This is a genomic window from [Clostridium] symbiosum (genome assembly GCA_036419695.1).
Lineage (GTDB): Bacteria > Bacillota > Clostridia > Lachnospirales > Lachnospiraceae > Otoolea > Otoolea symbiosa_A.
The window spans coordinates 4171573-4184951 of record CP143946.1; the positions used below are offsets into that span (position 1 = coordinate 4171573).

General features: G+C 50.6%; 10 protein-coding genes. All 10 read right to left on the reverse strand.

The genetic code is table 11. The features are described from left to right. Positions 1-75: 75 nt before the first annotated feature. Positions 76-984 carry a permease-like cell division protein FtsX gene (gene ftsX, locus V3C10_18805; protein ID WVP61334.1) on the reverse strand — a complete coding sequence of 303 codons (909 nt, stop codon included), beginning with the start codon at positions 982-984 and terminating at the stop codon, positions 76-78. Continuing rightward, a complete protein-coding gene (gene ftsE, locus V3C10_18810) occupies positions 974-1660 on the reverse strand; it encodes a cell division ATP-binding protein FtsE (protein ID WVP61335.1) in 687 nt (228 codons plus the stop codon). The genes ftsX and ftsE overlap by 11 nt, the downstream gene beginning before the upstream one ends. A gap of 252 nt (positions 1661-1912) precedes the next feature. Next, the gene (locus V3C10_18815; GenBank protein WVP61336.1) at positions 1913-3001 is read right to left on the reverse strand and encodes a helix-turn-helix domain-containing protein; all 1089 of its coding nucleotides are present in this window, start codon (positions 2999-3001) and stop codon (positions 1913-1915) included. 288 nt (positions 3002-3289) lie between these two features. Then, the gene (locus V3C10_18820; protein WVP61337.1) at positions 3290-4504 is read right to left on the reverse strand and encodes an FprA family A-type flavoprotein; all 1215 of its coding nucleotides are present in this window, start codon (positions 4502-4504) and stop codon (positions 3290-3292) included. Between the two features lie 104 nt (positions 4505-4608). Continuing rightward, positions 4609-6525, reverse strand: coding sequence for an acyl-CoA dehydrogenase family protein (locus V3C10_18825; GenBank protein WVP61338.1), 1917 nt, complete (start codon positions 6523-6525; stop codon positions 4609-4611). A gap of 418 nt (positions 6526-6943) precedes the next feature. Next, on the reverse strand, positions 6944-7369 hold the full coding sequence (locus V3C10_18830) for an Rrf2 family transcriptional regulator (GenBank protein ID WVP61339.1): 426 nt from the start codon (positions 7367-7369) through the stop codon (positions 6944-6946). A gap of 789 nt (positions 7370-8158) precedes the next feature. Further along, complete coding sequence (gene larA / locus V3C10_18835) at positions 8159-9436, reverse strand: nickel-dependent lactate racemase (protein ID WVP61340.1); 1278 nt, start codon at positions 9434-9436, stop codon at positions 8159-8161. A gap of 13 nt (positions 9437-9449) precedes the next feature. Next, on the reverse strand, positions 9450-10592 hold the full coding sequence (locus tag V3C10_18840; protein WVP61341.1) for a glycerate kinase: 1143 nt from the start codon (positions 10590-10592) through the stop codon (positions 9450-9452). A 20-nt stretch (positions 10593-10612) separates the two neighbouring features. Continuing rightward, positions 10613-11971, reverse strand: a complete 1359-nt coding sequence (locus V3C10_18845; protein WVP61342.1) for an ABC transporter substrate-binding protein — start codon at positions 11969-11971, stop codon at positions 10613-10615. Positions 11972-11997: 26 nt separating this feature from the next. Continuing rightward, positions 11998-13323, reverse strand: coding sequence for a C69 family dipeptidase (locus V3C10_18850; protein ID WVP61343.1), 1326 nt, complete (start codon positions 13321-13323; stop codon positions 11998-12000). Between the last annotated feature and the right edge of the window lie 56 nt (positions 13324-13379).

Consider the following 13379-nt stretch of genomic DNA (forward strand, 5'->3'; position numbering starts at 1 on the left):
CTCCTTATGCATACAGTCCGGTCTCCGTGCAAACAGCGGGGCAGCCGGACTGTTACTCCTTATCCATCTTTCTTCTTATACCTTCAGGTGTTTCCGTATGGTGAAGAAACTTCCGACGAATCCGATTCCCACGCCGAGCGCCACTGCCACTGCGATCATATACGGGAAAATCGTTTCGATCGGGATAAACTCAATGATGTTGGAAATGATGTTAAACTTCTCAATCATATATTCCACTGCATTCCTGTACAGGAAATAGACGCTGAACAGCGGAATCGCCGCACCGGCAAAGCCGATGATGATACCTTCCACGACAAAGGGGGCGCGTATCATAAAGTTGGTGGCTCCGATCAGACGCATGATTTTATTCTCGTCTTTTCTGAAGGCCGCAGCCGTGGAGATCGTGTTGCTGATCAGGAAAACCGCCACCGCCAGAAGGATCGCGATGATTACGCCCGAGATAAGGCCCAGCATCTTGTTGAAATTGGAAAGACCCGAAGCCGTATCGTTGGAATAATTAACCTTCCTAATCCCCGGTATGGTATCCAGATACGAAACCATCTTATCCTGATCCGCGATATCTTTCAGGTAAATCTCGTAAGAAGCCGAACCGGCCAGGGGATTGTCGTCCGCAAAACCTTCCGCCAGTTCTTCCACATCCTTAAAGTATTCCTTCTGGAATGTCTCCCAGGCCTCCTCTGCGGAGATGTATATTGTCTCCTTTACCTCGCTCCTTGCGCCGATCTCTTTTCCTATCGCAAGAATGTCGGCCTCCGTCATATTCTCATCGAAAAACACCGAGATTCCCACCGTGGTTTCCGCATTTTTCACCATGTACTGCACATTCGCCACCAGGGCAAAAAACATGCAGAATAAAAAAATACACGCAGAAATAATCGCCGTAGAAGCCAGCGAAAACCATATATTCCTGCATATATTCCTCATACCTTCTTTCAGGCAATATGCAAATGTACTAAGCCTCATATCCTATACCGCCTTTTATTTCATCTTCCGCCACGACTCCTCGGTCCAGCGTGATTACACGTTTCCCCATTCTGTTCACAATCTCCTGGCTGTGGGTGACAACAACCACCGTCGTCCCCCTGCAGTTGATCTCTTCCAGAAGCTTCATAATTTCCATGGAGTTCTGGGCATCCAGATTACCGGTCGGCTCGTCAGCCAGCAGAACCTCGGGGGAATTAATTAATGCCCTGGCTATCGCCACCCTCTGCTGTTCACCGCCTGAAAGCTGGTTGGGAAATGATTTGTATTTTGATGAAAGGCCTACCAGTCTCAGCATCTCGGGGACCGACTCTTTGATGGTCCTCGTCGGCACTCCAATCACCCGCTGGGCAAACGCCACATTCTCATACACGGTCTTATCTTTCAGCAGGCGGAAATCCTGGAAAACCACTCCCAGACGCCTTCTGTATTTGGGAACATATCTTCTGGGCATCTTCCCCAGATCCATGTCGTTCACCACAATTTTCCCCGAAGTCGGCTCCACCTCTTTTAAGAGCAGCTTCATCAGGGTGGATTTGCCGGAACCGCTCCGTCCCATAATGAAAACAAATTCGCCGTCCTGGATCGTGATATTGATGTTTTTTAAAGCCCTGTTCCCCGCTTTGTATGTTTTGTTGAGATTTGTTATCTCTATCATCTTTCTCGTATCCCTCAATTACAGAATTGCTGCGGCACAGGCACGTAACCCATACCACAGCATTCCCCTTTTTCCCTCTTTTAAATTTTTGTAATTGTTCAGGACGGCTCATCTTCCTGACCGAAAAAGCCGGTCAAGAAGCATCGATTATTCATCCGATGTGAAAAATAGTGCAAAAACAGTCTTATAAGCAAGCTTAACGCCTGCCTTTGCACTATTTTTCCCGCCGTCCTGAACTGTTACTAATTTTCTTTAATAATCAAGATTCTCCATGTATTTCATGTACTTGACTACCATGAGTGCAATCTTAAAGGTAATGGCATCTTCGAATACTCTCAGATCCAGTCCCGTACTCTTCTGAAGTTTATCGAGACGGTATACCAGTGTGTTCCTGTGGATATAGAGCTGTCTGGACGTCTCCGATACGTTTAAGCTGTTTTCAAAGAATTTGTTGATCGTGGTCAGGGTCTCTTCGTCAAAGTCATCGGGTGACTTGCCGTCGAAAATCTCCTTGATGAACATGCGGCACAGAGGAAGCGGAAGCTGATAGATTAACCGGCCGATTCCCAGCTTGCTGTAAGCCACGACATTCTTTGTGCTGTAGAAAATCTTTCCTACGTCCAGAGCCATCTTGGCCTCCTTGTAGGAGCGTGAAACATCTTTGATCTCGTTGATAATCGTACCAAAGGCCACATTAACTCTTGTGAGGGCCTCCGTATTCAGCATATCCACGATCATACTGGCTGTCTTCTCCAGGTCGTCGTAAGTCTCGCCCGGTTTCACTTCCTTGACCAGGATAATGTCCTTCTCATCCACCGCCGTGATAAAATCCTTCGTCTTTGTGGAGAAGAGGCTTCTCACCGTCTCAAGGGCGTTGACATCCTTCTCGTGCTGTGTCTCGATGATGAAAACGATTCTCTTGACATTGGTCTCGATGTGAAGTTTCTTCGCCCTGTTGTAGATATCCACTAACAGCAGGTTATCAAGAAGCAGGTTCTTGATAAAGTTATCCTTGTCGAATCTTTCCTTGTAAGCAACCAGCAGGTTCTGTATCTGGAACGCCGCCATCTTGCCCACCATGTAAACGTCGTCACTGCCGCCTCTGGCCAGCAGAATATATTCCAGTTGGTGTTCATCAAACACCTTAAAAAATTGATAGCCCTGAATTACCTGACTGTCCGCCGGAGAGTCTACGAAAGTCAAAATCGCGCTTTCATACTCCTCAGCACCGGTAAATGTGGACGCAAGCACTTTGCCTTCAGTATCGCAAATGCTTAAATCCACTCTGGTAATACCCTTCAAACCCTCAATATTTGTCTGGAGTATCTGATTTGATATCATATCCTTCTCTCCTTTAATTTTATATTTTCCCTAATTACTATATTAATGCAAAACGAGGAAAAATAAAAGAGGGTGTCTGAAAAAAAATAAAATTTTCTTTTTTTCCACTATCTTTCCCCTCGAAGGCGGGACAGCTCCATCCTCAGGCTCAGTGAAGGAAATCCCATTTACTACCGCTATGCCCCTCCAGCCGCCGTATTTCCGGCATGACGTAAAAATCAGCCCCCGGAGACCTTGCGTACGACCGTTTTCCCGGTCGTCACCCGCTCTCCAGGGACTGAAATTTCATTATTCTGCTTTATTCATTGATTCAATAATACCGTCTGCCAGCGCATCCAGCTCCGTCGCCTTATCGGCATGAAGAGCGGAGGCCAGAGAAAGTCTTTCGTTTAAAACCGTCATGTTTTTAAGTTCTTCATCTACAAACTTCTGCATCAAATCACCGGATTTGCAGGCCCATGAGCCGTTCTCAATGATGGCAATCGTTCTGTTCTGGAGGTTCAGCGCCTTCATATCCATCAGGAAATTGTGCATAACCGGATAGATTCCCAGATTGTAGGTAACGGATGCCAATACCACATGGCTCAGGCGGAATGTTTCCGAGATGAGCTGTGAAACGTGTGTGTTGGATACGTCGTACACATGTACATTGGTCATTCCTTTTTCACAGAGTTTTGTAGCCAGCGCCTGTGCCGCCGCTTCCGTATTGCCGTACATGGAGGCATAGGCAATCAGAACGCCTTTTTCTTCCGGTTCATAGCGGCTCCAGTGATCGTATTTGTCGATAAAGTATCCTAAATCAGAACGCCATACCGGGCCGTGAAGCGGACAAATCATCTTAATGTCGATGGTTCCGGCTTTCTTTAAAAGCGCCTGCACGTGAGGGCCGTATTTTCCAACAATATTGGTGAAATAGCGGCGTGCGTCGTCAATCCAGTCTCTGTCGAAATTCACTTCGTCGTTGAAAAGCTTTCCATCCAGGGCGCCGAAGGAACCGAATGCGTCGGCTGCAAACAGGACGCCGTTGGTAATATCAAAGGTTACCATAGCCTCAGGCCAGTGTACCATCGGGGCAAAGACAAAGGTTACCGTGTGCTTACCAAAGGTCATTGTATCACCTTCATGGACTTCAATCAGCTCATGGCTGTCAACATCAAAGCCGAACTGACGCATCAGCATGAACGCCTTCTCCGTGCTGACAATCTTTACGTCCGGATTGCGCAACAGAATCTCTTCGATGGATGCGCCGTGGTCGGGCTCCATATGGTTGATTACAAGGTAATCAAGAGGTTTTCCACCCAGCAGGTGATCCATATTTTCCAGAAGCTGGCGGCATGCCGACCAGTCAACCGTATCAAATAAAACGCTCTTCTCATCGAGCAGCAGGTACGCATTATAGGAAACTCCCCTTGGGATGGGATGTATATTTTCAAACAGGGCCAGACGGTGGTCATTGGCTCCAACCCAATATAAATCTTCCGTTACATTTCTTACACAATACATAAAGTGACTCTCCTTTCGTTACTGTTCACAGGTGATGTGCCCGGTAAGACGGGGCACTGCTTTGCGAGGTGTTTTCGTGCATCTCTTACCAAAATTCCCGAGTTTTACGCCTCGATAAACATATCTTTTCCTTCTGCACATTCCGGGCAGACCCAGTCTTCCGGAAGTTTCTCAAACAGTGTTCCCGGAGCAATATCATTGTCAGGATCGCCTTCCGATGGATTATATTCATAACCGCAGCCTCCGCAGACATATGTCTTGCCGATCGGTTTTTCTTTCGGCATCTGAGGACGTTTCATCTTGATCATTGGCGGAGCCGGTTCTTTAGCCTTTCCGTTGTCAAGCGCCGCCGTCAGAAGCGGAAGAATTTCCATCACATCCCCGACAATTCCATAGTCGCAGTTTTTAAAGATTGGCGCGTTTGCATTCTTATTGATTGCCACAATAATGGATGCATCCTTAATTCCCTTTAAGTGCTGTGTTGCACCCGAGATACCGCAGGCAATGTAAAGATTTCCTGTGAATTTCTGGCCCGACATTCCAACATACCGGTTGAGCGGCACATATTTAAGCGTCTCCGCCACCGGACGTGAGGAACCAATTGCGGCTCCTGCCTGGACAGCCAGCGCTTCAATCAGCTTCATGTTCTTCTTGTCGCCGATTCCCTTTCCTGCGGATACAACTCTCTCTGCCAGAGGAATCGGTGTGTCTAACGGGATTCCTACTGTAAAATCAAAGCCGTCTTTTTTCAGGGCTGCCACAAGGGTGTCTACCTTCTCCTGCGCCTTTCCCTCTTTCAGGATCTGTTTCTTTCTGAGTCCGGTAATCGGAGCTGCCTTTTTTACCAGCTTGGCCCCTCCGCCGCCGGATTCCTTCGGCATCTTGCCGATGATATGGGAGGCGATAACCACTCTCTGAATTTCGTTGGTTCCCTCATAAATTGTAGTGATTTTCGCATCGCGGTAAGCGCGTTCCACTTCCATTCCCTTCAGATAACCGCTGCCGCCGAAGATCTGGAGTGCGTCGTTTGTAACCTCAAGGGCGATATCGGAGGCATACTGTTTTGCCATTGCCGATTCCATACCGTATGGCGCATGCTGTTCTTTCAGTTCCGCAGCGCTGTAAATCAAAAATCTTGCGCAGCGCAGCTTTGTAGCCATATCGGCCAGTTTAAAGGATACGATCTGCTGCTGGCAGATAGGTTTGCCGAACTGGATTCTCTCTTTTGAGTATTCCAGTGCATTCTCATAAGCTCCCTGGGCAATGCCGAGCGCCTGGGCTGCAATTCCGATACGTCCGCCGTCCAGTGTCGCCATCGCGATCTTGAATCCCTCTCCCTCTTTGCCGAGAAGATTTTCCTTCGGAACTTTTACATCGTTAAAAATCAGTTCTGCCGTTGAGGAGGAACGGATACCCATCTTGTCATAATGATCTCCAAACTCAAACCCTTCCCAGCCCTTTTCTACGATAAAAGCGGAAATGCCTCTTGTTCCGATATCGGGTGTCGTCACTGCAAACACCACATATGTATCTGCCTTCGGCGCATTCGTGATAAAGATCTTGCCGCCGTTTAACAGGTAATAGTCACCTTTTAAAACTGCCGTCGTCTCTGTTCCGCCCGCATCTGAACCGGCGTTCGGCTCCGTCAGGCCAAAAGCTCCAATCTTCTCTCCCTTAGCCAGGGGAACCAGATATTTTTGTTTCTGCTCTTCCGTACCGAATGCAAAAATCGGCCAGGATCCCAATGATACGTGTGCGGAAAGTATAACGCCTGCACCGCCGTCCACTCTTGCGAGCTCCTCTACTGCAATCGCATAGCTTAAGACATCTTTACCGGCTCCGCCGTACTCTTTTGGATATGGAATACCCATCAGGCCCATCTTCCCAAGTTTCTCTACGGCTTCCGCCGGAAATTCATTGTTCTGATCGAGAAGAAACGCCTGCGGCTTAATCTCAGCCTCCGCGAATTCCCGGATTTTCCTGCGAATCTCCTCATGTTCCTGTGTCGTTGTAAACAGCATATGATTTCCTCCTTCTCCTTTTTGGTTTTAATCATGCATCATCTATCTGTTACCGCCTTATCTTGGGCAGGTAATATCTGGTTCAAAGTTACGGTTCAATCCGTGTACAGTAACACGCCTTGCAGGATGTTACCTGTGAACAGTAACATTTCAGGCAACTCTGCGCCGCTTTTTCAAACAACGAAAAGCACGCTTCGCGAACCTTTCATTGGCACTCAACGGGACCGCCTGTTGAAAATCCCGCAGCAGCCCGGCCTCAGGGCCAAACTGTATCAAGATCTCTAATATTGTATGATGGAAACTTGTTTTTATACTTGACAATTTTTATCCACTTTTCTCTTTAAAGAATTCCGCCTTCTGATTTTCCGTCAGCGGCGGTACTGTTTTGTCATGTATGAATCTTTCAATTGTGCTTTTATTACACTTCTCCGCTTTCCTCATCCCCCTGTAAAATCCAGTAAAGACTTCTCGAACGGAATTCCTGGTCTATGGCATGCTGTACCTTGGCAAGCTGCATATGAATCCTGCACGGCGCCCCATACTTATCGCGCCACTCACACTCATATCCCGGTTCCATACAGGAAGTCAGACGGGCATTCGTCTCCACCGCGTCAATCAGGTCATAGAGTGTCATCGTATTAAGGTCACAATCCAGCCGGCAGCCTCCGCTCGCTCCCCTCGTAATCTGCACAAATCCCGCTTTCTCGAGTTTCTTGAGAATCTTGTATGCAAACTTCTGAGGCAGGCTCTCTCTCTCGGCAAGTTCTCCCACGGTATGGCTTTCACCGCTTAAAAGGGCGCGGAGTATACGCAGTGCATAGTCGGTCTCTCTCGTTATCAGCAAGTTCTGCGCCTCCCTTTCTTATCTGTCTCTACTATACCAATGTTGACAATTTTTGTCAAGTAATATTTAAGGATTTGTATTGAGAAATGAGAACGCCGCTGGGACGGCTGGGGGGCGGGATGGTGAGAGGGAGGGGATGAGTCTCCAGTCCCGGGATGAAGGTTGTCGCGGGTGGGGAATCCGGGCAGATAAAGTTCCTGCGGGAAACGCTCGCGCTCTTTGGAGTACATAACGGTACTAACCTCGTGAAAGACCTCGGTAAGTGCCGATGAACTCCCAGGTTCCCTGCGGAATCTTTTTCTCCCGGATTCCCCACGGGAAGGTTATGGCCCGGGACTGAAGACGCGAAGGTTTTCGCCATCCCGTACCCCGGCCTGCGGCCGCTGAATTGTTCTTATTCCTTCAAAGGGGGAAGGTATTGTCGCTGCCACTACACGACTACATAGTGGACGCGACAATACCTCCTCCCGCACTTGACGAAAGAGACAATCAGCCCCTGAAGCCGGCGGACGGGTCAATACACTTCGCTGAGCCTTCAGTCCCGTCGACAACCTGCCCGGGGAAGGAAGGAGAAAAAATTCCGAAGGGGACATTGGAGCCCGCCGATGCTTAGCGAGGTCCCTCACGAGCTTAGCATCCACTGTGCGCTCCACAAGCGGGAGCGGGTCCCCGTAGGAATCTTTTCTCCTGGATTCCCCCTCACCACAACCTACCAACCGGGACTGAAGACTCATAAACCCCCTCCCACTCCCCCGTCCGCCGCCTTACAGAGGCGTCCTCACCTCTCAATTAAACCCGAGGAATCACTGCCACCCCATCCGGCATCACCGTCACAGAAGGATGTTCCACACCCAAAATCCCCTTTGCCGTCCGCAGGGCCTCCTCCATGGACGGAGCGTATATCAGATGCAGGGCCTCCACCATTTCCCTGGGGGCGTCACTTACCAGAATCACCCTGTTTTTAAGTAAGATCCGGCAGAAAATCTGGGACTGCCACTGGTCCGGGATGGTCTCGTCCGCTCTTCTCGCAAGAATTTCCTTCAGTATTTTTCCTGTATCCGGCTCTTCTGCGAAGGTGTTGAAAAAGGCGCTGCCGCCATGGCCATCGTTACAGCGGGCCGCTATGATGATCACGCCTCCCTCCCTGCAGACGGAGGAGGCGGCCGTCATTCCTTTTACGCACTGGTAAATATTCTGGTCGAGCGGGAAACCTCCATTGGTTGTTATGACGATATCGGATGGTTCCGCCCGGCTGCAGCACAGATTTGACAATATCTCTACGCCCGCCCCGTGTGCCGATGTGACGTCACCGGCCACGGCGCCTATCACCTCTTTTTTAGAATTAATTACTACATTCAGGATAAAGCGGAGGTTGGACGCCCCTGCCGCAAACATCATGTCCTGATGAATGGGATTACAGTCAAGACTTCCCATAACGGAATGAGGATTTTCAATATTGGACGCGCAGTGGTTGTACATGATGGAGCTGCGCGATGCGATTCCCGGCAGAATGCTCTTACGGCCGCCGGAAAAACCGGCGAAGAAGTGAGGTTCGATAAATCCCTCCGCAATCAGCAGATCGGCGTCACAGGCAAGACGGTTCAGTTCAATCCGGTTTCCGCCAGGACTGGTGCCCACATAGGTGAACGGACCCTTGTCACAGTCATGTACCAGGATGGTTTCCCTCTCTGCGATTTTCTCTCCAAAACGCTCCTTTATCTCCCCTCGGGTCATAGCCCTGTGGCACCCGGTCGCGATGAGGATTGTAATCCGGGCGTCCGGGCTGCCGCGGCGGACTGCCTGAAGCAGAAGCGGCATTGTAATTCTGCTGGGCATCGGGCGTGTGTGATCCGATGTAATGATTACCACCGTTTCGGCTCCCCGTGCCAAGTCCTCCAGTTCCGGGGAATCATGGGGGTGGCGCAGGGCAGACCTTACAATCTCCGCCTCCGGTTTCTCCGGCGGAAAATCGGACAGGCCCGATTCTATCACGGACCTCAGTTCCCCTGCCGGGATTTTTACCGTGATCTGTCCATTTCCATAGGGCAGCGATATCTGTTTGTCCATATTTACTCCCTTCTCAGCCGTTCAGTCCCATGCCTACCTTTAAAATCCGAAACATTCTGACCGCGCCTGAATAATACAGCTCTTCCGCCCTCCTTAAGGCCTCCTCCAGTTCCATTACAGCGTTCACGGTCGTCATCATTGAGGATATCCCACAGCCATAGATCTGCTCTGCCCCGTCGCCCATGCCGCCCACCAGGGCAACCGCCGGTATGCCGTGTCTGCGGCATCTGCCTCCTATCCCCTGCATCACTTTTCCAAAACAGGACTGCCAGTCCGCCCTGCCCTCCCCTGTTACCACCAGCGATACTCCGGACAGCCGGTCGTCAAACTTTATCAGATCCAGCACGGTCTCAATTCCCGATTTCAAGGTACCCCCGAGAAATACCATGAGCGCTGTTCCCAGTCCTCCCGCGGCCCCGGCTCCCGGAATCTCATCCGGGTTGACATGGAATTCCCGGATAATCACGTCGCGGTAATTTATCATTCCACGTTCCAGTTCATCCAGCATGCCGGGCGTTCCCCCCTTCTGTTTTCCAAACGTATAGGTGGCTCCGTCTTTTCCGCAGAGAAGGTTATTTACATCGCACATGACCGTAAACTTTGTATCGCGTATTCCCGGAGACATTCCGGAGCAGTCGATATGGGCGACCCGGATTAAATCGGATCCCCGTCCTTCCAGCTCCTTCCCGTCCCGATCCAGAAAACGTGCGCCGAGAGCCCGCATACAGCCCATCCCGCCGTCATTGGTAGCAGAACCCCCTATGGCGATGGATATATCCGTAAATCCGCGCTCTATCGCATCCTTCAGGAGTTCCCCCGTTCCGTAAGTCGTCGTATTTCTCGGATCCCTCAGCGCCTCCGGCACCATGGGCAGGCCGGACGCGGCAGCCATCTCAATGACTGCCCTTTTTTCATCCAGCCTGCCGTAGCAGGCCCGTACCGGCTCCATCAGAGGGCCGTGCACCGTAAGATGTATCTTTTCCCCCTTCATGACATGGATCAGGGCATCCGTTGTCCCTTCGCCTCCGTCTGCGACGGGAAGTCCCATGCATTCACATTCTCCAAACACTTCTTTCGCCGCTTCCGTCAGCAGGCAGATCGTCTTTTCACTGGAAAGTGTTCCCTTAAAAGAGTCGGATGCAAATAACAGTTTCACGTCTGGATTTCTCCTTTTCTTTACTCTACCGGCCAGATAATCGGGTTATTCTTAAGCATTTCATTCGGCCATACCATCCGCCATGTGCCGTCTATTAACTGGGAAACCGTAGACAGGCCATAGATATTATGTCCGTAGTTTCCGTTGTTGTCCGGATATCCGAATTTCATTCCATCAAACTGTGTCATAATCATATAAGGAGAATCCGGTTTCAAATCCATCTCCTTAAGCGCTTTCTGAATCTCAGAACCATCGGTGCTTCCGGCCGCTTCCAGGGCTGCCATCATGACTGCTACGGAGTTCCAGGCACAACCGGCATTCTCGTTCATGTTGTAGCCGTGTTCATCCACGTATAACTGATGGACCGCCAGGGATTTTTCTCCCTTTTTCTCCAGGAATCCCGGATTCCACGTATCGGTGGAGAAAATGCCGTTTGCACTCTCCCCCACGGCCTCCTTGAATTCATCGGTTACGATGACGCCGCCACAGCAGAAGAAGCCTGCATCCAGCTCATATTCTTTTACGGTGCGGTACAGTGACACGCCCTCTTCCAGTCCTGAAACAACCGGAATCAGGTACTGTACGTCGGCCGCCTTCATTTTTGTTACCTGTGTCGTGAAATCCGTTGTACCCAGCTCATAGAATTCCTTGTAGGCAATCTGGATTCCGGCTTCCTCAAAGTATTTGACAAAACTTGCCATCTGAGACTGTCCCCACTCGGAATTCTCTGCGATAAATCCCACGCCGTGGACTTCATCCCCGTACATCTCGGCAATCATTTTGATAACGCCGACCAGCCCCTGTGCATTGGTCGATGCGTCGTTCGTCGGATTGAACACCCACTCGTTTCCCTCCGTATAAACTTCCAGCGCCGACTGCTGGCTCACTACGAACGGTACTTTCCTGCGCTCGCAGATTGGCTGCATGGCCAGGGTAACAGAGCCGCTGGAATAGTCGCCGGAGATGATGGAGCAGCCCTCGTCCAGAAGGCGTTCCAACTCCGTCACGCCGGTCTCCACATCATCGGCATGGTCAGCATAAATCATTTCCAGTTTTTTACCGCCCAGAGCTTTCACTCCGCCGTTGCTGTTCCAGTATTCTGCCGCAAAATCGTAGCCCTGTTTCAGCATTTCACTCTCATAGGCCGCGGAACCGGTAAATGACAGGATGACGCCAATCTTTATCGTATCCTGAGAATCCGCTTCCGTTTCGCCGGCTGCTTTTTCCGCTTCCGTTTCCTTCTCCGCTTCCGTCACGGCGCCGCCCTTCTCCTCCGCAGCGCTCCCCGTGCCGCTTCCGCCGGATTTGCCGCAGGCGGCAAGTCCCAATACCATTGCTGCGGTCAATACAACCGCCAATACTTTTTTCATTTTTTTCATCTGTCTTCCTCCTTATATTTTCATTTTTACCTTGCGATTCGTTGATCCTTCCCCAGCTCCGCATTCTTCTTTTTCCAGTACGCCTGGAACTCCTCCGTCCCCATAGGCGCCGGTGCGGTCTTTTCGGCGCGTTCAAGCCATTTTCCGATAAATGATTCCGCCTCGTCCGCTATCTCGTCACACAGAGCCTGTCTGGACGCCTGGTCCGCTTTTACGCCGTTCACACGGGCAAGCCACTTCTTTTCCATCCCATACAGCTCCTCCCGGTACTCCTCCGCCGGAATCCTTCCGTCCAGAATTGCCCTGTTTATGCCTTCCCTCCGGATCCATTCGTCCACGCCTTTCTCCATGTCCTCATAGGGGAACACCTGCTTTTTACTGAATGCGTCGAACCAGAACGGCTGGAATGGGGCGATACAGGTCACTCCCATTCCCGTCCCCCACATGACGGTATCGCGCCCGCAGCATTCCGCAATCATGGCGCAACATGTCTGGCATGTCACATCCTCCGGCTGGACCGGATTTTTCGCATGCATGCAGACACAGCCGTCCCCGTCGGTCCAGGCATCCTCGGAATAATGCGCCCGCAGCGTCTCCATCATGTGCTCCACCTGAAAATGGTTTCCATGTTTATTTGCCATCTGGAAGCTGCAGCACCTGCGGAGCATCCCGCTTCGGTTAATCGGGCTTGACCAGTCCACATACGCCTTTGCAAAATCAAACGGTTCATCAATCGGATATCCCTTCTCCACGGCATTTTCAATCACCCCGCTATGAATCAGATCCGGCGTACAGATGGACAAATAGTTGGAAATGCTGTATGCTCCGGAAACGCGTTTTGCCGCCCAGTAATGTTTTCCAGCCGTCTCCACATGCCATGTTTCCTTCTCATCCATAATCAAATAGGCATTGTCATAATGGAACACCGTGTCAAAGCTGGCGTTACCGCCTTGGCCGTACCGCTCCATGAGCTCACCTAATATGCGGACCGCAGATTCCGCCGTATGCGCCCTCTCCAGCGTCAAACGGACGATGTCCATTCCCAGAAGAGCTTTTTCTTTGACGTTCATCTCTTTGGAAAATACGGACTCGTTTCCCATGCAGACGCCATGCTCATTTACGCCGATCTCGGCTCCCCAGATCCACGACGGCTTTGCCAGAATCATCGCATTTGTATGGCTTACCTGCTCCACCTCAATATATGTGCATTTCACCGTTTCTCCGGCTACGTGGCCGGCGGCCGGTACAAAGATGAATGGCTGCGGCTCATTCACCGCCCGGTCACTCGCCTTTCCAAAGATGGGTTTTCCTCCTCTGCACAAGCTGCCGCTCACACTAATCGTATCACACATCTATAACACCTCCCTTATATTGGTACAGTCCAGCCAGACTGCAGCAAATGATGTAC

Excerpts from the sequence above, each read along its gene's own strand:
- V3C10_18845 (WVP61342.1), bottom strand. The coding sequence starts at position 11,971 with ATGAAAAAAATGAAAAAAGTATTGGCGGTTGTATTGACCGCAGCAATG.
- V3C10_18825 (WVP61338.1), bottom strand. The coding sequence starts at position 6,525 with ATGCTGTTTACAACGACACAGGAACATGAGGAGATTCGCAGGAAAATC.
- V3C10_18815 (WVP61336.1), bottom strand. The coding sequence starts at position 3,001 with ATGATATCAAATCAGATACTCCAGACAAATATTGAGGGTTTGAAGGGT.
- ftsX (WVP61334.1), bottom strand. The coding sequence starts at position 984 with ATGAGGCTTAGTACATTTGCATATTGCCTGAAAGAAGGTATGAGGAAT.
- larA (WVP61340.1), bottom strand. The coding sequence starts at position 9,436 with ATGGACAAACAGATATCGCTGCCCTATGGAAATGGACAGATCACGGTA.
- V3C10_18850 (WVP61343.1), bottom strand. The coding sequence starts at position 13,323 with ATGTGTGATACGATTAGTGTGAGCGGCAGCTTGTGCAGAGGAGGAAAA.
- V3C10_18820 (WVP61337.1), bottom strand. The coding sequence starts at position 4,504 with ATGTATTGTGTAAGAAATGTAACGGAAGATTTATATTGGGTTGGAGCC.
- ftsE (WVP61335.1), bottom strand. The coding sequence starts at position 1,660 with ATGATAGAGATAACAAATCTCAACAAAACATACAAAGCGGGGAACAGG.